Here is a 22277-nt window from a genome sequence, read left to right on the forward strand (position 1 = left end):
CATTTAGTAAGTTTTTATATTACTTTCATGAGAATTCTATGAATGCAATCACAGATACAGAAGCACATGGCAATTTGGCTGAAATAATGGAACGGGTTTGTAACGATCATTTGCCCGTTATCATCACGCGCAAGCGACAAGCGCCGGTTGTGTTGATATCGCTGGAAGATTATCAGGCGTTGGAAGAAACCTTGTATTTACTCCGTTCGCCTGCTAACGCACGGCGGCTATTGGATTCCATTGCCGAACTGGAAACCGGAAAAGATGCTACACGATAGCAGATCATAGCAATGAACGACATCCAGCAACTCACTGAAATTTTGCGCCGTTTCCGCGATGAGCGCGATTGGGCGCAGTTTCATAATGCCAAGGACTTGGCGATGGCGCTGAATATCGAAGCAGCCGAGCTGCTCGAGGTTTTTTTATGGAAAGCGCCGGAGCAGGCGGATGTCGATAGCGTGAAGGAAGAGCTGGCCGATGTGATTACCTTCGCTTTGCTGCTCGCCGACAAATACGAGCTGGATGTGAAGCAAATCGTGTTGGAGAAGATGGAGAAAAACGCGCGCAAGTATCCGGTGGAGAAATCGAAGGGGAGTGCTAAGAAATACACCGAGCTTTGAAGCGGCGCTGAGTCACTCGCATTTGTCATTCCGAACGTAGTGAGGAATCTTGACTGATCCATGTAATAGATTTCTCGCCCTTGCTCGAAATGACACGAGACCTTTGCACGGTTACTACGCGGAACGATAATTGCGTTAAAAATTCGCGAAAAATGCTCATTTACCTCGTGTAAACTCCGCTTTTTCGCAAATTTTTGCCTTATTCTCGTACCGCTCATGACACCGTGCAAAGGTCTCGACACTTGTTTTGCCTTGTTCTGCTTCCTCGAAAACGTTCTCTGTGGCTTGCGATACGTTGCAAGCTATTTGGCTGCCAACCGCCACAATGACGTCAATTCCGCCGCGCGTGCAGCGTGCAGCGGGTCGCTGGCGTCGGCCACTTTGGGATGGCGCGGTTTGACGTCGGATTTGGATAGTACCTGTAGACCTGCGGCATCGATCATTTGCAGCAATGCTTCGCGGGTACGCAGTCCCAGATGCTCGGCAAAATCCGACAATATCAACCAGCCTTCTCCTCCTGGCAGTAGATGATCGCGCAAGCCTTGCAGAAATCCGCGCAGCATGCGGCTTTCTGGGTCGAAAATGGCATGCTCCAGCGGTGAAGCCGGGCGTGCCGGAACCCACGGCGGATTGCACACAATCAGTGCTGCCTGTTCTTGCGGAAAAAGGTCGGTCTGTAGCAATTCAATCTTATCGGTCAAATTCAATCGCGCCAGATTGTCGCGCGCGCAATCAAGCGCACGTGGATCGTGATCGGTCGCGACAATGCGCTGAATGCCGCGCTGCGCCAATGCCCCAGCCAATACACCGGTGCCGGTGCCGATGTCGAACGCGATCGATTGCGTTGCCAGTAACTTGGGCGGAGCTGCCTGTGCGACGAGCTGTATATATTCGTTGCGAACCGGCGCAAACACGCCGTAATGCGGATGAATCGTGATGCTCAATGCCGGGATATCGATGCCCTTCTTGCGCCATTCGTGCGCGCCGATCAATCCCAACAGCTCACGCAACGAAGCGATGGAGGGTTCACTATACGGCCCCCACGCTTCCAGGCAGGCATTGCGGACATCCGGCGCGCGGCGTAACGCGATGGCATGATCCGCTTCAAACGGAATCAGTAGTTTGTCCAGTGTTTGCGCGCGTTGCGATTGCATCAGGCGGTGCCGGTGAAATAATTCTATTGGCGTCAGGTTTTCCGGCTTTTTTCTGTGCACCGGTTTTTTGTCGATGCGCCGCGCCATCGCTTGCAACAATAACTTGGCGTTGTGGAAATCGCCGCGCCATAGTAATGACGTGCCTTCGCACGCCAAGCGGTAAGCGCTATCGGCGGATATGCGGTCGTCGATGACTTGCACGCGTTTCGGCGGCGGCAAGCCTTTTTCGCTTTGCCAGCGCGCGGATTTTTCCTCGCCGGATTCGTGCCAGCGGATGACCGGATCGTTGCTCATGATCGCGCTGACGATGCTATCAGCAAGGTTGCCGCATATAAATACATGGAAGAATTAGAAATTTATTGATGATTATTGAGATTTTAACTTCAATCCGTATTATACTCCGTGCAAGATTTGGATTTACGAACATCGCTAATGATCACAAATTTGTGAGCAAACCGAATGTTGATTGCCTGCTTAGCCTGTTCCGCTAGAATGCTTCCTTACGTATCAACTTGATGCTGCGACATCTCTGTTAACACCTCTTATTGCGTAGCACTTTGATTTTTTAGATGCCCTTTTGGCAGTTTTCCTCTTCCGTTTGCCCTATATGTCCTCCCATTGCGGGATGACAGCTATTAATCCTCTTTGGAGTACTATGTCTTTTTCTACTTTCGGCTTGTCCGATGAAATTATCCGTGCGGTTACCGAACGCGGTTATACCACACCAACACCCATCCAGGCGCAAGCCATTCCAGCCGTGATGGCGGGCGGCGATTTGCTCGCCGGTGCGCAAACCGGAACCGGCAAAACCGCCGGTTTTACCCTGCCGGTTCTGCACCGGCTTTCCGACAAAAGTATCAAGGGGCCGTCCAGCGGACGTCCGCCGATACGGGCGCTGATTCTGGTGCCGACGCGCGAACTCGCGGCTCAGGTTGAAGAAAGCGTGCGCGACTACGGCAAATACCTGAAATTGAGCTCGATGATGATGATCGGCGGCGTGAATATCAACCCGCAAATCACCCGCCTGAAGAGCCGGGTCGATATCCTGGTTGCTACACCCGGACGGTTATTGGATCATGTGCAGCAAAAAACGCTGAGCCTGTCTCAAATTGAAATCCTTGTGCTGGATGAAGCCGATCGCATGCTCGATATGGGATTCATCCGGGATATCAAGAAAATACTCGCTTTGTTGCCTAAGCAACGGCAGAACTTATTATTCTCGGCGACTTTCTCGGACGAAATCCGGGCGCTGGCGGATAGTCTGCTCAACCAGCCGGTTCTGATCGAAGCGGCGCGCCGTAATGCAATCGCCGATAAGGTTACGCATGTGGTGCATCCGGTGGATCGCGAGCGCAAGCGTGAACTCCTCGGGCATTTGATTAAGCAACATCGCTGGTCGCAGGTGCTGGTATTTACCCGCACCAAGCATGGCGCGAATAAATTGGCGGAATTTCTGACCAAAAGCGATATTCCGGCACTTGCGATTCATGGCAATAAAAGCCAATCGGCGCGCACGCAGGCATTGGCAAAATTCAAGACGGGCGATTTGCAAGTCCTGGTTGCCACCGATATCGCCGCGCGCGGAATCGATATCAGTGAGCTGCCGCACGTCGTGAATTTTGAACTGCCGAATGTTCCCGAAGATTATGTTCATCGCATTGGCCGCACCGGCCGTGCCGGCGCGGAAGGCGATGCGGTGTCGCTGGTGTGTGTCGATGAAGCAAAACTGCTTACCGGGATCGAGAGACTGATTAAGCATCAATTGCCGAGTCAGGTCGTGGCGGGTTTTGAACCGGATCCCCGGATTAAAGCGGAGCCGATTACCAATGGCCGGGGCCGCGAACCGCGAAGTGCGAGTGCCGCGCCGTCACGTAGTCCTTCCAAAAACCAGGGCGGTAAAAAGCAATTCGGGCAAAAACCGGCGAATGGGAATGTTGCGAATTCATCGCGCCGGCGTTTCAGCGAACCGCGACGTGCTGCTGCGGGACGCGGATCCAGCCATGCTGTTTGAAACCGCTTGAATCAGGATTTGGCCGGAATTAAAGGCCATTTCCCGAAGCGGGCGGAATACCGCGTAATCTAAAGCCTGGTTTGATGCCGCGCTGATCGAACCAGCCTTGATTCATTTCCAGCGCGTAGCGCACCGGCTTGATCGAGCAGTTCGAGCGTTCGGTGTGCGGTTCCATATCCTTCAGGTTCACAATCGTGCCGTCGTCGTCGAGAAACGCGATGGTCAGCGGAATCAGCGTATTGCGCATCCAGTAGCAGCGTATTTCCGGTGATTGGTATACGAACAGCATACCCTCGTTGACACCCATCGACTGGCGGTGCATCAGGCCAATACTGTGCTGCTGATGCGTTTGCGCCACTTCAGCCTGAATCACGTACATCCCGGCGGTCAATTCGACAGTCGGCAAGCGCGGTTGCGTCCCCTCTTGCGCGATAGCCGTGCTGGCTGCCAGCAGACTCGATGCAGCAATCATCCTGAAAAATCCGAGTTGCTTCACAATGGCTTTCCTTCATCGGATTGCGCAGGCGGATCCGCTTGCGGCTGCGGCAATGCAACGGTTTCTGCCGATCCCGATCCGGTTTCGGACAACGGCGGTTTGTTACGTTGCGTCAGCTTGCCGATCAGCACAAAAAACAGCGGCACGAAAAAGATCGCCAGGAACGTTGCCGCCAGCATGCCGCCGAATACGCCGGTGCCGATCGAATGGCGGCTGGCCGCGCCCGCGCCGGATGCAATCACCAGTGGCAGCACGCCCAGAATGAACGCCATCGACGTCATGATGATCGGGCGGAAACGCAGCCGCGCGGCTTCCAGCGCGGCGTCGATCAATGGCATTCCTGCCGCATGCCGCTGATTGGCGAATTCCACGATCAGAATGGCGTTTTTGGCCGCCAATCCTATCAAGGTCACCAATCCGATTTGAAAATAAATATCATTGGTCAAATCCCGCGCCCAGATTGCCAGAAAAGCGCCCAGAATCCCAAAAGGGATCGCTAAAATAACCGCGAATGGGATAGACCAGCTTTCGTACAAGGCGGCCAGCACCAGAAACACCATCAGCAAGGCAAAAGCGAACACGTAAGTCGATTGTCCGCTCGCCTTCCGCTCTTGCAAGGAGATGCCGCTCCAATCGATCGAATATCCTTTCGGTGTCAAAATTTCATCGGCGACTTGCTGCAATGCTTCAAGCGCTTGTCCCGAACTGTAGCCGGGCGCCGCGCCGCCCAATATGAGCGCTGAATTGAATCCGTTGAAATGCGTCACCGGATCCGGTCCGCTATTGAACTCGGTGGTGACCACCGAATCCAGTGGAATCATGGTGTGCGTGGTACCCGACCGGGCGCGCACATAAATCTTGCTGATATCATCCGGGTTGGAGCGGTATTCAGGCAATGCTTCGGTCTGCACCCGGTAAATGCGGCCGAATTTCACAAAATCATTGACATACAGATTGCCAAAATAAGCCTGCATGGTATCGAATATCTCCGAAATCGGAACACCCAGCGCCTTGGCGCGTTCGCGGTCTACCGTCGCGAACAGCCGCGGCGCGCTGATGCGGAAATTGGTGCTGGCCACTGCGATTGCCGGATGTTCCGTGGCTTTGGCGACAAACTCCTGCGCCACTGCGGCAAATTCAGCGAAATCGCCGCCGCCGGGATCCTGCAATTGCGCTGAGAAGCCGCCGGTAGAGCCCAAACCGGGGATCGAGGGCGCATTAAAAGCCAGAATCAATGCTTCCGGTATTTTGGCGAATTCCTGATAAGCTGCCGCGATCAGGCCGGGCACCTGTTCGTCGGCATGCGCACGTTCGTCCCAATGATGCAACGGGATGAACATCGTGGCTTGATTGGTTCCGCGAGTACCGAAAACAAAATTCTGTCCGGCCAGCGTGTCGGTGGAATGCACCGCCGGATTGGCTTGAAAGTACCCTTCAATTTTTTCCAGCACCTCGATGGTACGCGTCATGGAAGCGCCTTCCGGCAATTGCACGACGGTGATGAAATATCCTTGATCCTCTTCCGGCAGAAAGCTTCCTGGAATGGTTTTGAACAGACCCGCGATAACCAGTATCAGCATCGTGAAAATGGCAAGTGAAATCACGGATCGTTTGATGACGGCCCCAACCGCTCCGGTATACCTTGTCTGAGCCCAATCAAAAAACCGGTTGAACGTTTCCCAGAATCGCGCGGGCGTGCCATGGCTTGGCTTGAGCACCAAGGCGCACAGCGCCGGGCTGAGCGTCAATGCGACAAATCCGGAAATAGCCACGGATAGCGCAATGGTGATGGCAAATTGCTTATACAATTCGCCGGTGATGCCACCTAAGAACGCCACGGGCACAAATACGGCGGCCAGTACCAGAACAATGGCAATCACCGGCCCGGTTACCTCGGTCATGGCTTTTATTGCCGCATCCCGGGGCGAAAGCCCGCCTTGGGTCATATGCCGCTCGACATTTTCCACGACGACAATCGCATCATCCACCACGATACCGACGGCCAGAACCATACCGAAAAGCGTGAGGGTATTGATCGAGAATCCCAGCATATCCATGCCAGCCAGCGTTCCGATCAGTGAAATGGGCACGGCGAGCGCCGGAATCAGCGTGGCGCGCCAGCTTTGTAAAAACAGAAAAACAACCAGAATGACCAATATCAATGCTTCGGCGAGTGTCTTGACGACTTCCCTGATAGATACATCAATGAACGTCGTCGTGTCGTAAGGGATATCGTAAGACACACCGGCCGGAAAGCTGTTGGAAACTTTATCCATTTCATCGCGAACCCGCCGCACGGTGTCGAGCGCATTTGCGCCCGGCGACAGAAAGGTGAGTAAGAACGTATTGGGTTTTCCATTCCACCGTCCCTGCAAATCATAGGATTGCGCGCCCAATTCCACGCGCGCAACATCGCGCATGCGCACCATGGCGCCATCCGGATAAGCGCGGATAATCATGTCTTCAAATTCCCTGACTTCGCTCATACGGCCGCGGGTAATCACCGGTATGGTCAATTCCGTGCCATTGGGCGTAGGTTCGCGGCCTATTCTGCCGGCTGGGAAATCCCGGTTCTGCTCTCTGACCACGGATGCAATTTCGGTGGGCGTGATATTGAGTTGCGCCATGCGAACGGGATCGAGGATCAGCCGCATGGAATAATTTTGTCCGCCGAAAATAATCGCATCCCCGACACCGGGAAGCCGTTTGACGTTATCGAGAACGCGCAGCAAAGCATAGTTTGAGAGAAAAACGGTGTCATGCTTGGGATCGGAGGAACTCAACGCAATCACCGCTAGTAAATCGGGCGATGTTTTTTTGACGGTAATGCCCTGCCGCACAACTTCATCGGGCAGTTGCGGTTCAGCCAAACGCTGCCGGTTCTGCGTTTGCACCTGCGCAATATCCACGTCGGTTCCAATCTCGAACGTGAGCTTCATGGTCATATGCCCGTCGTTCGTGCTGGTCGATTCATAATACAAAAGATTATCGATGCCCGGCAGTTGCACTTCGATGGGCCGCGCCACCGCTTCCGCCACGACTTCCGCGCTGGCGCCGGGATAATCCGCGTCGATCTGCACCATCGGTGGCGTAATTTGCGGAAATTGCGCGACGGGTAGCTTCTGCAAAGCAACTAAGCCGATGACGACAATGATAATGGACAGGACCGAGGCGAAAATGGGCCGGTCAATGAAGAAATGAGAATTCATGGCGTACTTTGTTGATTGGGTTCCTCGGCGCTATGGGCTGACGAGGCTGTTTCTTTCTGACTGGTTACAGGATCGACCTGGGCGCCTGGAAGGATCCGGAAGAAACCTTCCACCACCACCCGCTCCCCAGGGCGCAGACCTTCTTCGATCAGCCATTCCTTTCCACGCCACATGCTGGCGCGGATAGCTCTGAGTTCCGCTTTGTCTTCCTTGTCGATGACATACACAAACGAACCGCTGGGTCCTTGCTGTACAGCGCGTTGCGGAATCAGGATGGCTTCGGTGCGGGTATAGCCTTTAATGCGGATCTTGACGAACTGGCCGGGATAAAAATAGGATTGTCCCGGCGCGAAAGCGCCTTCAGGATTGGGAAATACAAATCGTCCCTGCAATGTGCCCGTTTCAGGCCGCAAAGCAACATCTGCAAAATCGAGCACGCCTTCCTGCGGATAGACACTGCCATCCGAGAAAGTCATGACGCCGCGTAACTGAAAAATATCCGGCCGCTGCACCTTTTGCTCAGCGAGCTCACGGCGGCGGCGCAGAAGATAGCTCTCGGGAACACTGACGTTGACATACATCGGATCCAGCTGGTCGATGGTTGCGAGAAGCGTTTCCTGAGCGGAAATCAATCTTCCCTCATAGAAATGGCTGCGGCCAATGCGGCCGTTTACCGGCGCGGAAATCGCTGTATTATCCAGGTCAAATTTGGCTTTGATCAGATCGTTCTGGGCCGCTTCCAGGAATGCTTTGGCGCCGCGAACCTCGGCTTGCGCGTCATCGACATTTTTTTTACTGACCGCTTGCTGTTCCAGCAATGGCAGCACGCGCGCCAAATCCTGCTTGGCTAGATCGAGCCGCGCCTCGGCTTGCGCCACTTTGGCTTTGGCGCTGAGATAGATGGCTCTGAACGGAACCGGATCGATCAGGTATAGCTGATCGCCCTTTTTGATATTGCGGCCTTCGGTAAAGAAAACCTTTTTGATGATCCCGCTGACTTGCGAACGGATCTCGACCGGGCGGAAAGCCTCCGTTTGTCCGATGAATTCCGGCTCATCCTGAATCACTTGCGTGATTACCGTAATGATTTCGACTTGCGGGGCCGGTGCAGCAACATCCATCGGTGCTTTCTCGGCGCAACCGGTCACAAGAGCCAGGCAAAATCCGATACACCAAAAGATTCTATCCGTGTTTCGCCGCATCGATAACTTCATGGTTCTACATTCTTTATTAAGCATCATGTTCAATCATCAGAATTATAAAATCACGCGCCGGCAACATGTTTCTTAACCCAGGCAATATAGCGATCCATCCAGTTTTGCAGGAATTGTCTGCTGCCCGCGCCGATATCCCCGTTTGCATCGAATAACCCCTCTTTCATTTGAATAAACGCTTCGGGTTGGCCCAGTGTTGGTACGTCCAGATACGCCAGAATATTGCGCAAGTGCTGCTGTGCCATCGCTGTGCCAATAGCGCCTACCGATACACCGAGAACACCGGCGGGTTTGCCCGACCAGGCGCTTTGGCCATAGGGACGGGAAGCATGATCAATGGCATTTTTAAGTACGCCGGGGATTGAGCGGTTATATTCCGGTGTGACAAACAATAACCCATGCGCTGCGCCGATCTCGGCCTTCAACCGTTTTACCGGTTCTGCCGGATTGCTGTCATCATCCTGATTATAAAGCGGTAGATCATCAATCCGGATGTGTTTGAATGAAAACTCCGGGGGCGATAATTTGGCCATGGCGTGCGCCAGCTTGCGATTAAATGAATCCCGGCGAAGACTGCCCGTAATGACAGCGATTTGATAGTCATTCATGATGATTCCCTCCGTGTTGATGCGTGTTAGTTCAGTATAGCTTTACTTGGTATCATTATCGCGGCCGCTTTCCGGTGTCCATCCGCCACCCAGCGCATTGTATAGCTGAACAACGGATACCAGATGAAAGCGCTGCGCCGCGCTCAGCGAGAATTCAGCGTCAAACAGATTGCGTTTGGCGAGCAACACATCGACATAGCTGGTAATACCGCCTTGATAGCGCAGGTTTGCAATGTGCAAAGCCGAGTGCAGCGCGTCAACTTGTTGTCGCTGCGCCTTAAGTTGCTCGCTGATGGTGCTGATCGCCACTAATGCGTCTTCTACTTCTTTGAATGCGATCAGAATCGTTTGTTCATATTGCGCTAATGCCTGTTTTGCCTGCGCTTCCGCGGCACGCTGCTCAAAACCGAGACTCTGCGCATTGAGCAATGGACCCGCTAAACCCAGACCACCGACACCGAACTCGCTGCTAGAAAGGAGCAGATTGGATAAAGCCGGGCTGGCCACGCCGAGAAAACCGGTAATCGAAAGTTTCGGAAACCGTGCGGCTTTGGCCATGCCGATTCTGGCGGTGGCGGCTGCCAAAGCTTGTTCCGCCTGAAGAATATCGGGGCGGCGTTGCAGCAATTCGGACGGCAGGCCGGCGGGCACTTCCGGCGGAACCACCTGCTCTGTCAGCAGGTGCCTGCGTGCTATCGCTACCGGGTTTCTACCCAGCAACACACTGAGTTCATTTTCTTTTTGCACCACCCGGCGTTCAAGTTCGGCTACCCGGGAAGCTGCATTCGCGCGCTCCGCTTCGAATTGATCCAGATCGAGGCGCGAAATGATGCCGCCTTGCAGTTGCGCGCGCGAAATAGCAACGGATTCTTCCCATGAAGACAATGCGCGATGCGCAATATCCCGCTGAATGTCAAATTGCAAAAGATCGAAATAGGATTGCGCGACTGCGCTGATGAGCGCCAGGACGATCGCGCGGCGATTCTCCTCCCGTGCCATCAGTTCGGCGCGGGCGGCTTCGTTGGAGCGACGAATCCTGCCCCAGATATCGATTTCCCAGTTTAGCGTGCCCCGCCCGAAATAGTTGAAAGGCGTCGGGAAGCCGGGAATTCCAAAACCTCCCAGTGTGCCAAACGCCGGTGCGTTCGCATCGTAATCCACATGAGGCGCAAAATCCATGAGCGCAATGCGCGATTTCGCCTGAAATTCCTCGACACTGGCGATAGCTCGTTTGAGATCCTTATTCTCCTGCAACGCCTGCCGGATCAGATGTTGCAGTGTCTCGTCCTGCAACAGTTCCCACCAGCGCATGTTGGCAATCGACTCTCCCTCGACCGGATCGAGCCGGAATTTCTCCGCGACATCGACTTGCGGACGAATAAAATCAGGCCCCATCGCGCAAGCGGTGAGGAACAGGATGGGGAAAATGATTAAAGTGCGAAACCAGCGGTGCATGGGATTTATTTGAACGTTAAAAATGACGCCTAAATGGATTACAAAAATTGATAATCACGAGATTATAGACTATCGACGATATCTGGACGTGTTGATTATATTGACTACTCGTTAAACAAGAAATGCAGATATTATTGATGGTAGTAATATTCCCGTGATCTGAGAAGGAAGTCATTGCCATGAATAAAAAGGAATTAATTGCGGAAGTAGTGAAATTACCCCCAGCCGAGCGCTTTGCAGTGATCGATGAGCTTCTGCATAGCCTCGACCGTATCGATCCCCAGCTGAATCGCATTTGGATCGAAGAAGCTGAGGGCCGCTTGCAAGCTTATCGTGCCGAAAAAGTTAAGGGAGATCGACTTCGAGTTTGATAGCGCCAAAGGGATTGTTAGTCAATTTTTTTTGCCTAATCATTGGCACCGCTAAGTTTGGATCAAGGTCAATACTTCGTTGGTAGTGCTCTTTTGCTTTCTCCTTCTGTCCTAACAACAGATACATTTTTTCTAGAAATAAATGTATATCAGCATTATTTGGGAGATAATCACTTGCTTTATTAAGTCTAACAATCGCTTCTTCAAATTGCTCGGTTTTTGCCAAGAAAAGTCCCCAATCGTTATAAACTATTCCTTTAAGGCCATTAATTTCATTAATCCGAGTAGGATCCAATTCGAAAGCCTTATCAAGTGCGGCAATCGCTTCTTCAAATTTTTTAAAAAAAGATAAAGCCCTTGCAAGCAAACCAAGAAATTCTATATTTTTCTTATCCAATTGAATCGCTTTGTTAAATTTTGTAATAACATCGCCAGTCCGTATATTTGATTCAGGTACATACCATTTATTCAAAAGTAATTTTTTTCCCCAATTAGCATAAACATCCGCTTTCCATTTATTTATTTTCTCAGCGGGTAGAGTGGAATTTAATTCAACCGTTTTATCAATCTTGACAAGAACTTCCTCGAATTTATTGAGTTTTTGTAAAGATTCTGCCCAGCCAATATATGCCAACGATAGATTGGGGTCTATATCGATGGCTTTCTTAAATTTCGTGATGGCTTTATCGAATATAGTATTAACATCTACTTTTGAGATTTGCAGCGTTTTTAGATACTCAGAAGCAGCATTTAATTGAATTGCTGCTTCTGCTTTAGTATTTAGAGCAATTCCTAATAATGCATACGCCAAGGCGCTATCTGGTCTTATGGTAATTGCTTGCTCAAATTGCTTGATGGCATCAGCAAATTTACCAAGCAAAAGCAGTGAACGGCCTAAATTTTCATGAGCGATTGACATTTGTGGATTTAATTGAATTGCATGTTGAAACTTGTCGATGGCTTCTTCATTTTTATTAAGTCCCTGCAAGGCTACTCCCCAATTGTGATATATCAAAGCTATGCTGGGATCTTTCGCTTGAGCTTTCTCAAACTGAACAATAGCTTCTTCATACTTCTGCTTTGTTATTAGGCTTACACCCCAATTTATATTAGCGTAAGTAAAATTGGAATCTATTTCGAGAGCTTTTTTGAATTGCTGAATAGCTTTTTCATGTTCATTAAGTTTATTAAGCACTATCCCAAGATTTAAATGTCCCTCTGCAAAAGAATTTTCTGGAGCAATCTCGATTGCTTTCTCGATGTAATGAATTGCATCATAAAGTTCATTTTGCTGAAACAGTCCTATTGCTGCGTTGAGATAAGGGAGAGGAAAGTTGCGCTCCTTTTCAATTGCTTCCTTAAATTGTTGAACTGCCTCTTCAAATTGACCATTTTCCATCAGGTATTGGCCATATGCAATATTCGGAAAAATATGCTTTGGACTAAGCTTAATGGCTTCCTGGTAGTAGTGAATGGCTTCTTTTGAATTAATACATGCCAAACCATCGGCGTAATATGTATGTATGAGCCATTTCTCTTCTAATTTTGATCTAATTAGGGAGTCATCTGCTAAATTTTTAAATTCCGAGAAATATTTTTCAGATTGTTCCTGCTTATTCTCTATTTCAGTAGCTAATCGTTCAAAGGCTAGTGGCAATAATGTTTTTGGACTTGCAATTTTTAAAAGCGCTTCTGCGCCTTCATTCTGAATAAAATTACCAAATTCGTTGCCACTGAACTCAATATTTATTGGAGGAATTTGTTGTTGTGAGATATTTCGCAGTGTGAAAGAGTAATGGCTGTTTGATTGTGTTACTTCACCTCTTATGATGATCGTCTCCCCACAAAACAAGCTGAATATTCCGCATAGATTAATTCTCAAAAAACGCCGACTCTCATTAAATAAATTGGATGTGCCAGGAATTTGTATATTCGGTATCTGAGTATCGGTTTTTATATTTGCTGTAGTTAAATCAGTAGGAATAAAAGTAGAAATAGCAGGGCTTGTAATTAATCTGGTTGTTAATTGCTGGTTTTTATCTGGAATTACCCTGGAAGCACTATTAGTACTAATAGCACTATTTTCGATGACTGTTGCTGCAAGATATGTTAGCGAAAAATGTTCTTTATATAGCTTTTGTGATTCCCGTTCCATTTTACGAGATGCGTCAAGTAATTTCTCCGCAACTACAGTACCAGAATAACCTGATTCAACAAGCGATCTCGGAATACTAAGCGGTTCTAGAATTACTTCATCGCCATTAATCATGTAAAGAATAATGGCAATAAATGCAATCCACTTCAAAAATTTACTATGAAAAATTGAAATTATTTTAAAAGATAATTCCATAACTTAGAGTCTCGTCATCACTCAATAAAATCAAGCTTATTTGGCATCAAAGGTCTGAAGGGTAAACTCCGCAATATCCGACAGACAGATCGGTAGTCGCCCGATTGGTGAACAGGAATTTAGCCACGCTTATTTTTAGAATGCTGCTCGGTTTCTTCCCAGATCTCGCCTACTGTCTTATTGCTTACGCCACTCTCCAATCCATCCTGAATAGCCTGTTTTAATGCTAAAAACTGCGCATTTTGTTCCTGATCGCGGCGTGCCAGGTCACGGATATATTCGCTGTCATTGGTAAAGCCGCCAGCGGCAATTTGCGTTTTGATCCATTGATCTTGCTTGTCCGTTAACGTAATCGTTTTTCGTATGGTTGCCATGTTGATTTTTAGGTATCGAGTGAATTAATCATACTATTGATGCAGTATTGCATGGTAGCACTGTCTGAAAATTTTTGAGTATTTTTGCAACCGGTTTATCCGGTAATCTAGCTTCGCAAATTGACTGTACGCCCGGGATTGTTGATGAAGACAAATTTGCCCATTTTCAAGGATTAATGAAAAATATGATATTCTCGAATCCACATTTATTCAGTGCTCCGTCCATGTCCCTCGATATTTCTTCTTTAACGAATGCGATTACCCGATTGGAAGAAGGTTGGGTGCGTTATCAATCCGATATCAGTGACACGCAGATCCGTGATGGTTTGATTCAGCGCTTTGAGTTTACTTATGAGCTTGCGCATAAAATGCTCAAGCGCTACCTGGAAGCATCGGCAGCCAATCCGGTGGAGTTTGATCAAGCCGATTTCCATTATTTGATTCGTTCCGCCAATGAGCAGGGTTTATTGCTCGGAGATTGGCCGCAATGGCGGCGGTATCGCGATATGCGGGCAAAAACCAGCCATACTTACGATGAAGCCATTGCGCGCGAGGTGGTTGATGCGATCCCGGGGTTTCTGAAAGAGGCGCAATATCTTCATCAGCAATTAGTGCGGCGCTTGTCGAAATGAGCGACCGGCCACCGATTACGGTATCCGAAGCCGATTGGCTGATCATACGAGCCATTTTGCGTACACATGTTCCGGATTGTATCGTGTGGGCTTTCGGTTCGCGCGCGACCGGCCGTGCCAAGCAATACTCCGATCTGGATTTGGCGATCAACGGGGGAAAACCGCTTGGAATAGATTTGACTGCGCAATTGGCGGAAGCTTTCGCGGAGTCGGATTTGCCTTACAAAGTGGATATCGTCGATTGGTCAACGGCGAGTGAGGCTTTTAAAAAGGTGATCGAAAGGGATAGAGTGGTTGTGCAATCAGGTATTGCTCTACCGCAAGAATGATCGAACACTGATATTGCTCGTGTCCGCCATTTCTTTGTAACTTCGGCTTGCTTTCATTAATTCCTGCCACCTATAATTGCACGCGAAAATTTCACCTTTTTAGCTTACAATGCGTAAAAGGTTTCACGTGAAACCAATCGATTAAAATCTTCTCGTACCTTCTGAGTTATCAATCATCTAACACTATGAGCAATCATACGGATTTTGACATTATCGTAGTTGGCGGCGGGCATGCCGGGACCGAGGCGGCGCTGGCGGCGGCGCGGATGGGCTGCAAGACGTTGTTGCTGACGCATAATATCGAAACCATTGGGCAGATGTCGTGCAATCCGTCGATCGGTGGTATCGGCAAGAGTCATTTGGTCAAGGAAATCGATGCGCTCGGCGGCGTGATGGGGTTGGCGGCGGATGAGGCGGGGATTCAGTTTCGCGTGTTGAATTCGAGTAAAGGCCCGGCAGTTCGGGCGACGCGTGCGCAGGCCGATCGGGTATTGTACAAGCAAGCGATCCGCAGCCGGGTTGAGAATCAACCGAATTTGCGGGTGATGCAGCAAGCGGTCGACGATTTGATCATCGAGCAGGATCGCGTGGTTGGCGTGGTAACGCAGTTGCAGCTCAAAATCCGTGCGCGCGCGGTGATTCTGACGGTCGGCACATTCCTCGCCGGATTGGCGCATATCGGCAAGACGCATTTCAAAGCGGGCCGCGCGGGCGATCCGCCGGCGTTGACATTGGCGCAGCGGTTGCGCGATATGGAATTTCCGGCAGGCCGGTTGAAAACCGGCACGCCGCCGCGCATCGACGCTCGCAGCATGGATTATTCCAAGTTGTTGGAGCAGCCCGGCGACCAACCGGCGCCGTTTTTTTCGTTGATCGACACCGGCATTCAGCATCCGCGTCAGATTTCGTGCTGGATCACGCATACCAATAGCGAAACGCACGATATCATCCGCGACGGTTTGGCCGATTCGCCGCTGTTTACCGGAAAGATCGAAGGCGTCGGACCGCGTTATTGTCCGTCGATCGAGGACAAGGTGGTGCGTTTTTCCGAGCGTGCATCGCATCAGATTTTTCTCGAACCCGAAGGCTTGAACACGCATGAAATCTATCCGAACGGCATCTCGACCAGCTTGTCGTTCGACGTGCAAGTCAAGTTGATTCATTCGATTGCCGGGTTGGAAAACGCGCATATCACGCGCCCCGGTTACGCCATCGAGTACGATTATTTCGATCCGCGCAATTTGAGGCGCTCGCTGGAAACCAAAAACATCGAGAATCTGTTTTTCGCCGGGCAGATCAACGGCACCACCGGTTACGAAGAAGCCGCCGCGCAAGGCTTGCTGGCGGGTGTTAACGCCGCGCTGAAAATTCAGGAGAAAGAGGCTTGGTCGCCGCAGCGCCATGAGGCCTATCTCGGCGTGCTGGTCGACGATCTGGTGACATCCGGCGTGACCGAGCCGTACCGCATGTTCACCAGCCGCGCCGAATACCGCTTGCAATTGCGCGAAGATAACGCCGATTTGCGCTTGACCGGAACCGGCAGAAAACTGGGTCTGATCGACGATCGGCGCTGGGCGGCTTTTTCTGAGAAACAAGAAGCGATTATCAAAGAACAGCAGCGGCTCGATTCGATCCGCGTATTGCCCGCCACGTTGCCGGAGCAGGATGCGATGCGCGTGCTCGGCAAAGGAATCGAGCGCGAATACACCTTGACCGAATTACTGAAACGCCCCGACGTAACCTATGCATCGCTGATGACTTTGCCCGGAGCGGGCGAAGCGGTTAACAATGCGCAAGTCGCCGAGCAGGTGGAGATTCAAGCCAAGTATCACGGCTATATTCAGCGCCAACAGGAAGAAGTGGCGCGTCAGGCGCAATACGAACATACGCTGTTGCCGAAGGATATCGATTATCGTGTGGTGAAAGGTTTGTCGAACGAAGTGCAGCAGAAATTGAATTTGCACAAGCCGGAAACCGTCGGCCAGGCATCGCGCATTTCCGGCGTGACGCCGGCGGCGATTTCATTATTGCTGGTGCATTTGAAACGCGGATTTGCGCCGGACGGCAAACAGCAGACTGCATGAGTCTGTTGCCGCAAATCGAACAGTCGTTGCAAGCGCTGGATGTCCGTTCCGGAGTTGAAGCCGGGCAGCTTGGCGAAAGCATTGCGCGCTATTTATTGCTGATCGAGAAATGGAACCGGGTGCATAACCTGACCGCGATCCGCGATCCGCGCGACATGCTGATACAGCATGTGCTCGATAGCCTGGTAGTACTGCCGCATATTCACGGGCCGCAGATCGTCGATGTCGGCACCGGCGCGGGATTGCCGGGCATCCCGATTGCGCTGGCACGGCCGGATTGGCAGGTGACGTTGGTGGAAAGCAATCAAAAGAAAACCGCATTTTTGCAGCAGGCGAAGATCGAATTGAAATTGCATAACGTTCAGATCATGCCGCAACGCATCGAACAGCTCGAAGCCAAACCGGTGAATACCATCATCTCTCGTGCTTTCTCGGAATTGGGTGAATTCATTGCGTTAACCCGGCAATGGGCGACGGTTGAAAATGCCGGTTGCCGCTGGGCGGCGATGAAAGGCAATTGCACGGAACAAGAGCGGCGGCAGGTGCAAGCGCCGTTTGCGATTGAAAATACCATGACGCTGCGCGTGCCGGGACTGGATGCGATGCGGCAATTAATCATCATCAAGCACGAATAGTCATGACCAAGATACTTGCGATTACCAATCAAAAAGGCGGGGTCGGCAAAACCACCACCAGCGTGAATCTGGCCGCCAGCCTGGCGGCGGCGGATAAGTGCGTGCTGCTGGTCGATCTTGACCCGCAAGGCAATGCGACCATGGGCAGCGGCACCAACAAGCAAACGGTGAAAACCACGGTTTATCATGTGCTGCTTGGCAGTGCGAATATCCGCGAGGCGTTGGTGAGCGACACCCAGGGAAAATACGATTTGATTCCCGCCAATCGCGATCTGGCCGGCGCCGAAGTCGAAATGGTCGATTTTGAACAACGCGAGGCGAGGCTCAAAACGGCCTTGGAAGAAATTCAGTACGAGTACGATTATATTTTGATCGATTGCCCGCCGGCATTGAATTTGCTGACGTTGAACGGTTTATGCGCGGCGCATGCGGTGATGATTCCGATGCAGTGCGAATATTATGCGCTGGAAGGATTGAGCGATCTGGTCAACACCATCAAGCGGGTGCGCAGCAGCTTCAATCCTGAGTTGCGTATCGAAGGCTTACTGCGCACCATGTTTGACCCGCGCAATATCCTGGCGCAGCAAGTATCCGATCAATTGAAAAAGCATTTCGGCGATAAAGTCTACCGTACCGTGATTCCGCGTAATGTGCGCTTGGCGGAAGCACCCGGCTTCGGCTTGCCGGTGCTGTATCACGACGGGCAATCGAAAGGCGCGCAAGCCTACTTGGAATTGGCAAAGGAGATTTTAGATGCGTGACAACGATAGCAAGGAACCGGCATTATGACCAAGCAAATAGGTTTAGGGCGAGGTTTGGATGCATTGCTGGCGAGTACCGGCGCTGAGGGCGTGGTCGATGAGCCGCTGCAAAATCTGGCCATTGCCAAACTGCAACCCGGTAAATATCAGCCACGAACCAATATGGATCAGGCGGCGCTGACGGAATTGGCCGAGTCGATCAAAGCGCAGGGAATCATGCAGCCGATTCTGGCGCGGCCGGTTGCCGATGATCGCTTTGAAATCATCGCCGGCGAGCGCCGTTGGCGTGCCGCGCAATTGGCCGGATTGACCGAAGTGCCGGTTTTGATCCGCAAAGTGCCGGATGAGTCGGCGCTGGCGATGTCGTTGATCGAAAACATTCAACGCGAAAACCTCAATCCGCTCGAACAGGCGCTGGGGATTCAGCGCTTGATCAACGAATTCGGCATGACGCATCAAACTGCCGGGGAAGCGCTGGGCAATTCGCGCAGCACCATTTCCAATTTATTGCGTTTGCTGAATTTATCCGCGCCGGTGCAGGAATTGATGATGCAAGGCAAGATCGACATGGGGCACGGCCGGGCGTTGCTGCCGTTGAACGCCGCGCAGCAAATCCGCATTGCCAACGTCATCGCGCAAAAGCAATTGTCGGTGCGCGAAACCGAAAAACTGGTCAATCACCTGGAACATCCGGTGGCGAAAAAAATGACCAAACCCGACCGCGATCTGCTGCGTCTGCAAGAAGATGTGTCCGAACGTTTGGGGGCGCAAGTGGCAATCAAGCCGAAGAAAAATGGCCAAGGCAATATCGTGATCCACTATACAAGTTTGGATCAGTTGGATGACATACTACGCAAGCTATAATATAGCCGGTCAATAAATTTAAGAGAGCAAGGAAGATTATGGATGCACGACTATTGGATATTCTGGTTTGCCCGCTGTGCAAGGGGCCGCTGATTTACAAAAAGGAAGACAAGGAATTGATTTGCAAACCGGATCGGCTGGCGTTTCAAATCAAGGACGGCATACCGGTGATGCTCGCCGACGAGGCGCGCCGGATTCCCGACGAAGTCGAGATTAAGTAAGCGATGAATACCAATATCCGGCTGGAACCGCGCGTTGCCGCGATTATTGGCGCATTGACAGCGGATGCCGCCGCGCTCGGGTTGCATTGGTTATACGATACCGAGCGCATCGCGCAGATTGAAAAAACCAAAGGCTTGGTGTTTTTGCCGCCTTGCGCGGATGATTATGCCGGTGTCAGCGGTTATTTTGCGCACGGCAAGAAGCAAGCAGGCGATTCATCGGCTTATGGTGAATTATGCTTGTTGATGCTGCGGCATATTGCGCGGCACGGCAAATTCTATCGCGTCGATTATCAAAGCGAATATCGTAGCTATTTCGGCCCTGGCGGCGGGTATCAAGGCTATATCGATTCACCGACGCGGCAAACCTTGCAAACGTTGTTACCACTCAAACCGGAAGATTTTCCGCTGCAATCCGGCGCCGACGACGATCAATTTGCTGCCTTGGCGGCATTACCGGCGGTCGTCGCGACCCATCAGGAATCGCAGGATGCGTTGAACGCCAAAATCGAGCAAGTGGTGCGATTGACCAATCATAACGATACCGCCGTTGCGGCGGCACAATATGCCGGTTGCGTATTGCTGGCGGTGTTGAACGGTCAACCCGTCCAACAGGCATTAGCCGATTCGCTCCCGCACGCCGGCGAGAAATTAAGACCGCTGCTGGAAGAGGCGTTGCAAGTAAAAACGCTCGACTGCGCGGCGGTTGCCAAGCGTTTCGGTAATGCCTGCCATGTGCCGGAAGGCTTGCCGGTGATCGCACATATTGCCAGTCACGCGCCCGATTACCGTACCGCCATCGAAGAAAATATCCGCATCGGCGGCGATAGCTGCGGCCGCTCGATCATGCTCGGTGCGATCATGGCTGCGCATACCGCGCAGCAAAACGGTTTTAACTCGATACCGCTGGAGTGGCTGAGCCGGTTGCGCAATCTAAAATCCGCAGCAGATGTATTAGCGAAGTTGGGATAAAGACGGTTTACTTCGATGAAACCGCGTACAGACCAGGAACTGGAAGCGATGCTTGATGTACTGGATTTTAGAGCGTTCGCAGACAAAATTGGCATGGCTTTGTAAGCATATCAAGGATAGCAATGAGTCAATTTGATCTTGCGCCTCCAGGTTCGCCCCATTCTTTATTTCATCTTCTAGTCCCACCAAGTAATTGATCAGAAACGGCAAGATATTGCGTTGTCCAACATGCCCGTGAGTGATTAGCCAGTCTTCTTTGTTTATTCATAAGCTCTCATCTATGATAAATATCAGAACAATTGATTTGTTAATATGGTTTTATCCCGCTATAGTGCGCACATATGATCTGAGCAGTTACAGTCGATCACTTCAGATCGAAGTCTCTCAATCCGGGTTTTTGTTTAAAAAGATGTTTTTAATTAGAGGAGTAAAACAAATGAAACTAAGACTTATCACATTGTTAGCTGCATCGGCTTTCTTATCTGCATGTTCAACGATTCCTGAAGCAACTCAGAGCCAGAGCAACATTAAAGTAGGTAAAAGCAATGTCTACTGGATTGATCCGGCTACAGGTAAACCAGGTGGATACATTGTTCCAAGAACGGCATCGCAAAAAACTAAAAATGACAGCTATGCCGATGCAAATGAATCAGTAGTAATCAGCCGGTAATTTACCACTGGCTAAGGCTTTGTAAATATTCTGGCAATATGCGTTTGTTAACTGGTAATAGTTTGGTGAATTGTTCGTCACAAGCAAGGTAAGGAACGATCAGCATTAACCAGTTGCAAGAACATAGAAATTAGCAGTAAAAACCATTTCTATCCAAGGAATGGATCTAATGGGCGGGAGTGACAGGCTTGATAGCTTCAGTTCCGCCCAAATCAAATATAACTACAACAACCATTAAGATATGAATTGTCGGTGATACCGAATTAAAACGGTATCACCGTCATTATTTCACCGTTACTTGCTTGACAGGCATCTCCATTCGGCCAACACCTGGTCACTCAATTCAGTTCTCAGAAATAGCGGGTTAAGTCACCGTTATTCATCGTTTTCCCAGCGATCTTCTGCCTTATCATCGCGGAAATCATCAAATAAGAAAATTCTTAAGTAATTCTGGAAATTTGCACTTCTTGTGGTTTCATGTGTATGCCGATTGCAATCAATAAGTACTGGGCCGCTATAAATCTGTCCTTATAAAGGAGAATTCCTATGGCAAGAGAAATAGTATGGGTTAATTGGAAAAAGTATCTGATTAATTTTATAGGTCTATTTTTCTTGTGTAGTCATTCTTCTTGGTGGAAACAATATCTGGTTAAATTATGGGTATTGTTATTAATTGCTGTTGGCAGCTCAACGGTTATGGCAGACATTTCTATACCGGAAGGTACACGAATTCAACCGCCTATAAAGTTTGTGTGGGCACGAAATAGCCTAGATACTCGAGGAATGTCAGAGTATCAATTTGAGTTGAATATTGCTGGCTATCCATTTTTATATTACCCATATTATCAACAAGCACTTGAATCATTAAGACGTGAGACATGCACAGATCACGGCGGCGCTTGGTTTTGCCATCCGATAGAAAAATATCCTTATTCAACGGGTTACGATGAGTGGATCTGGGGCTATAGATTTTGCCGAACCTATGAGCCTGGTTACTGTGGTTGGCATGTCGCATCAAAGCAAGGCATTTGCCCTAATAATTCAGTCGGGTATAGTATTAAAGATGCTCATAATGTTGATCGATATGGTTTTATTGCTTGTTCAGTATCCTTTGAGCCAGACGGAGAGAAAGATCTAGCTAAACCGAAAGAATGTGGAGATAGAACTCCCAATCCGGTTTATATAGGACTGGGTCGAAAAGAACTTACTGTACCTATTTACCGCACTGCTAACAGTAACTTTCCGAT

The 22277-nt window shown here is 50.3% G+C and carries 21 protein-coding genes; 13 read left to right on the forward strand and 8 right to left on the reverse strand.

The genetic code is table 11. From position 1 onward, the window contains the following. Positions 1–38 precede the first annotated feature (38 nt). On the forward strand, positions 39–278 hold the full coding sequence (locus RBH92_RS00180) for a type II toxin-antitoxin system Phd/YefM family antitoxin (protein WP_307932737.1): 240 nt from the start codon (positions 39–41) through the stop codon (positions 276–278). A gap of 12 nt (positions 279–290) precedes the next feature. Then, entirely contained in the window at positions 291–620 is a 330-nt protein-coding gene (locus RBH92_RS00185) for a nucleotide pyrophosphohydrolase (protein WP_307932738.1), read from the forward strand. Between the two features lie 302 nt (positions 621–922). Here the strand turns inward: RBH92_RS00185 and RBH92_RS00190 are convergent, their stop codons facing one another. Beyond that, positions 923–2068 (reverse strand): 50S ribosomal protein L11 methyltransferase, encoded by a 1146-nt coding sequence (locus RBH92_RS00190; RefSeq protein ID WP_307932739.1) that lies wholly within the window; start codon positions 2066–2068, stop codon positions 923–925. Positions 2069–2429: 361 nt separating this feature from the next. Between RBH92_RS00190 and RBH92_RS00195 the strand changes: the two genes are divergently transcribed. Next, a complete protein-coding gene (locus RBH92_RS00195; RefSeq protein ID WP_307932740.1) occupies positions 2430–3785 on the forward strand; it encodes a DEAD/DEAH box helicase in 1356 nt (451 codons plus the stop codon). A gap of 28 nt (positions 3786–3813) precedes the next feature. Here RBH92_RS00195 and RBH92_RS00200 read toward each other — a convergent pair whose 3' ends face one another. The 5 genes from RBH92_RS00200 to RBH92_RS00220 are packed head-to-tail and all read right to left on the reverse strand — an operon-like array spanning position 3814 to position 10767. Further along, positions 3814–4281, reverse strand: a complete 468-nt coding sequence (locus RBH92_RS00200) for a DUF192 domain-containing protein (RefSeq protein ID WP_307932741.1) — start codon at positions 4279–4281, stop codon at positions 3814–3816. Further along, positions 4278–7490 (reverse strand): efflux RND transporter permease subunit, encoded by a 3213-nt coding sequence (locus tag RBH92_RS00205; protein WP_307932742.1) that lies wholly within the window; start codon positions 7488–7490, stop codon positions 4278–4280. Before RBH92_RS00205 ends, RBH92_RS00200 begins: the two co-directional genes overlap by 4 nt. Beyond that, a complete protein-coding gene (locus RBH92_RS00210) occupies positions 7487–8704 on the reverse strand; it encodes an efflux RND transporter periplasmic adaptor subunit (protein ID WP_307932743.1) in 1218 nt (405 codons plus the stop codon). The genes RBH92_RS00205 and RBH92_RS00210 overlap by 4 nt, the downstream gene beginning before the upstream one ends. Positions 8705–8754: 50 nt before the next feature. Beyond that, positions 8755–9312 (reverse strand): NADPH-dependent FMN reductase, encoded by a 558-nt coding sequence (locus tag RBH92_RS00215; protein WP_307932744.1) that lies wholly within the window; start codon positions 9310–9312, stop codon positions 8755–8757. A 42-nt stretch (positions 9313–9354) separates the two neighbouring features. Continuing rightward, positions 9355–10767, reverse strand: coding sequence for an efflux transporter outer membrane subunit (locus RBH92_RS00220; protein WP_307932745.1), 1413 nt, complete (start codon positions 10765–10767; stop codon positions 9355–9357). Between the two features lie 179 nt (positions 10768–10946). On the opposite strand from RBH92_RS00220, the gene RBH92_RS00225 reads away from it, so the two are divergent. Then, a complete protein-coding gene (locus tag RBH92_RS00225) occupies positions 10947–11138 on the forward strand; it encodes an addiction module protein (RefSeq protein ID WP_307932746.1) in 192 nt (63 codons plus the stop codon). On the opposite strand, the gene RBH92_RS00230 is transcribed toward RBH92_RS00225, so the two are convergent. Both RBH92_RS00230 and RBH92_RS00235 read right to left on the reverse strand, forming a co-directional pair. Further along, a complete protein-coding gene (locus RBH92_RS00230) occupies positions 11113–13488 on the reverse strand; it encodes a tetratricopeptide repeat protein (RefSeq protein ID WP_307932747.1) in 2376 nt (791 codons plus the stop codon). The two genes, RBH92_RS00225 and RBH92_RS00230, sit on opposite strands and share 26 nt — an antisense overlap. 119 nt (positions 13489–13607) lie before the next feature. Further along, positions 13608–13862, reverse strand: coding sequence for a type II toxin-antitoxin system ParD family antitoxin (locus RBH92_RS00235; RefSeq protein WP_307932748.1), 255 nt, complete (start codon positions 13860–13862; stop codon positions 13608–13610). A 224-nt stretch (positions 13863–14086) separates the two neighbouring features. Here RBH92_RS00235 and RBH92_RS00240 point away from each other — a divergent pair, with 224 nt between their 5' ends. From RBH92_RS00240 to RBH92_RS00280, 9 genes are all read left to right on the forward strand, one after another. Continuing rightward, a complete protein-coding gene (locus RBH92_RS00240) occupies positions 14087–14494 on the forward strand; it encodes a nucleotidyltransferase substrate binding protein (protein WP_307932749.1) in 408 nt (135 codons plus the stop codon). Further along, positions 14491–14823 (forward strand): nucleotidyltransferase family protein, encoded by a 333-nt coding sequence (locus tag RBH92_RS00245; protein WP_307932750.1) that lies wholly within the window; start codon positions 14491–14493, stop codon positions 14821–14823. Before RBH92_RS00240 ends, RBH92_RS00245 begins: the two co-directional genes overlap by 4 nt. A gap of 185 nt (positions 14824–15008) precedes the next feature. Next, positions 15009–16907, forward strand: coding sequence for a tRNA uridine-5-carboxymethylaminomethyl(34) synthesis enzyme MnmG (gene mnmG / locus RBH92_RS00250; RefSeq protein WP_307932751.1), 1899 nt, complete (start codon positions 15009–15011; stop codon positions 16905–16907). Further along, positions 16904–17542 (forward strand): 16S rRNA (guanine(527)-N(7))-methyltransferase RsmG, encoded by a 639-nt coding sequence (rsmG, locus tag RBH92_RS00255; RefSeq protein WP_307932752.1) that lies wholly within the window; start codon positions 16904–16906, stop codon positions 17540–17542. The genes mnmG and rsmG overlap by 4 nt, the downstream gene beginning before the upstream one ends. Positions 17543–17544: 2 nt before the next feature. Beyond that, entirely contained in the window at positions 17545–18303 is a 759-nt protein-coding gene (locus RBH92_RS00260; protein ID WP_307932753.1) for a ParA family protein, read from the forward strand. A 24-nt stretch (positions 18304–18327) separates the two neighbouring features. Further along, positions 18328–19167: a ParB/RepB/Spo0J family partition protein gene (locus RBH92_RS00265; protein WP_307932754.1), complete on the forward strand. Its 840-nt coding sequence runs from the start codon at positions 18328–18330 to the stop codon at positions 19165–19167. A gap of 38 nt (positions 19168–19205) precedes the next feature. Then, the gene (locus tag RBH92_RS00270; protein ID WP_307932755.1) at positions 19206–19388 is read left to right on the forward strand and encodes a Trm112 family protein; all 183 of its coding nucleotides are present in this window, start codon (positions 19206–19208) and stop codon (positions 19386–19388) included. Positions 19389–19391: 3 nt separating this feature from the next. Then, the gene (locus tag RBH92_RS00275; protein WP_307932756.1) at positions 19392–20360 is read left to right on the forward strand and encodes an ADP-ribosylglycohydrolase family protein; all 969 of its coding nucleotides are present in this window, start codon (positions 19392–19394) and stop codon (positions 20358–20360) included. Between the two features lie 436 nt (positions 20361–20796). Continuing rightward, complete coding sequence (locus RBH92_RS00280) at positions 20797–21030, forward strand: hypothetical protein (RefSeq protein ID WP_307932757.1); 234 nt, start codon at positions 20797–20799, stop codon at positions 21028–21030. Positions 21031–22277 lie beyond the last annotated feature (1247 nt).

Origin of the sequence: Nitrosomonas sp. sh817, from assembly GCF_030908545.1 — a bacterium.
Lineage (GTDB): Bacteria > Pseudomonadota > Gammaproteobacteria > Burkholderiales > Nitrosomonadaceae > Nitrosomonas.

Coding starts and splice junctions, on each gene's coding strand:
- RBH92_RS00180 (WP_307932737.1), top strand. CDS start 39: ATGAATGCAATCACAGATACAGAAGCACATGGCAATTTGGCTGAAATA.
- RBH92_RS00185 (WP_307932738.1), top strand. CDS start 291: ATGAACGACATCCAGCAACTCACTGAAATTTTGCGCCGTTTCCGCGAT.
- RBH92_RS00190 (WP_307932739.1), bottom strand. CDS start 2,068: ATGAGCAACGATCCGGTCATCCGCTGGCACGAATCCGGCGAGGAAAAA.
- RBH92_RS00195 (WP_307932740.1), top strand. CDS start 2,430: ATGTCTTTTTCTACTTTCGGCTTGTCCGATGAAATTATCCGTGCGGTT.
- RBH92_RS00205 (WP_307932742.1), bottom strand. CDS start 7,490: ATGAATTCTCATTTCTTCATTGACCGGCCCATTTTCGCCTCGGTCCTG.
- RBH92_RS00210 (WP_307932743.1), bottom strand. CDS start 8,704: ATGAAGTTATCGATGCGGCGAAACACGGATAGAATCTTTTGGTGTATC.
- RBH92_RS00215 (WP_307932744.1), bottom strand. CDS start 9,312: ATGAATGACTATCAAATCGCTGTCATTACGGGCAGTCTTCGCCGGGAT.
- RBH92_RS00220 (WP_307932745.1), bottom strand. CDS start 10,767: ATGCACCGCTGGTTTCGCACTTTAATCATTTTCCCCATCCTGTTCCTC.
- RBH92_RS00225 (WP_307932746.1), top strand. CDS start 10,947: ATGAATAAAAAGGAATTAATTGCGGAAGTAGTGAAATTACCCCCAGCC.
- RBH92_RS00230 (WP_307932747.1), bottom strand. CDS start 13,488: ATGGAATTATCTTTTAAAATAATTTCAATTTTTCATAGTAAATTTTTG.
- RBH92_RS00235 (WP_307932748.1), bottom strand. CDS start 13,862: ATGGCAACCATACGAAAAACGATTACGTTAACGGACAAGCAAGATCAA.
- RBH92_RS00240 (WP_307932749.1), top strand. CDS start 14,087: ATGTCCCTCGATATTTCTTCTTTAACGAATGCGATTACCCGATTGGAA.
- RBH92_RS00245 (WP_307932750.1), top strand. CDS start 14,491: ATGAGCGACCGGCCACCGATTACGGTATCCGAAGCCGATTGGCTGATC.
- mnmG (WP_307932751.1), top strand. CDS start 15,009: ATGAGCAATCATACGGATTTTGACATTATCGTAGTTGGCGGCGGGCAT.
- rsmG (WP_307932752.1), top strand. CDS start 16,904: ATGAGTCTGTTGCCGCAAATCGAACAGTCGTTGCAAGCGCTGGATGTC.
- RBH92_RS00260 (WP_307932753.1), top strand. CDS start 17,545: ATGACCAAGATACTTGCGATTACCAATCAAAAAGGCGGGGTCGGCAAA.
- RBH92_RS00265 (WP_307932754.1), top strand. CDS start 18,328: ATGACCAAGCAAATAGGTTTAGGGCGAGGTTTGGATGCATTGCTGGCG.
- RBH92_RS00270 (WP_307932755.1), top strand. CDS start 19,206: ATGGATGCACGACTATTGGATATTCTGGTTTGCCCGCTGTGCAAGGGG.
- RBH92_RS00275 (WP_307932756.1), top strand. CDS start 19,392: ATGAATACCAATATCCGGCTGGAACCGCGCGTTGCCGCGATTATTGGC.
- RBH92_RS00280 (WP_307932757.1), top strand. CDS start 20,797: ATGAAACTAAGACTTATCACATTGTTAGCTGCATCGGCTTTCTTATCT.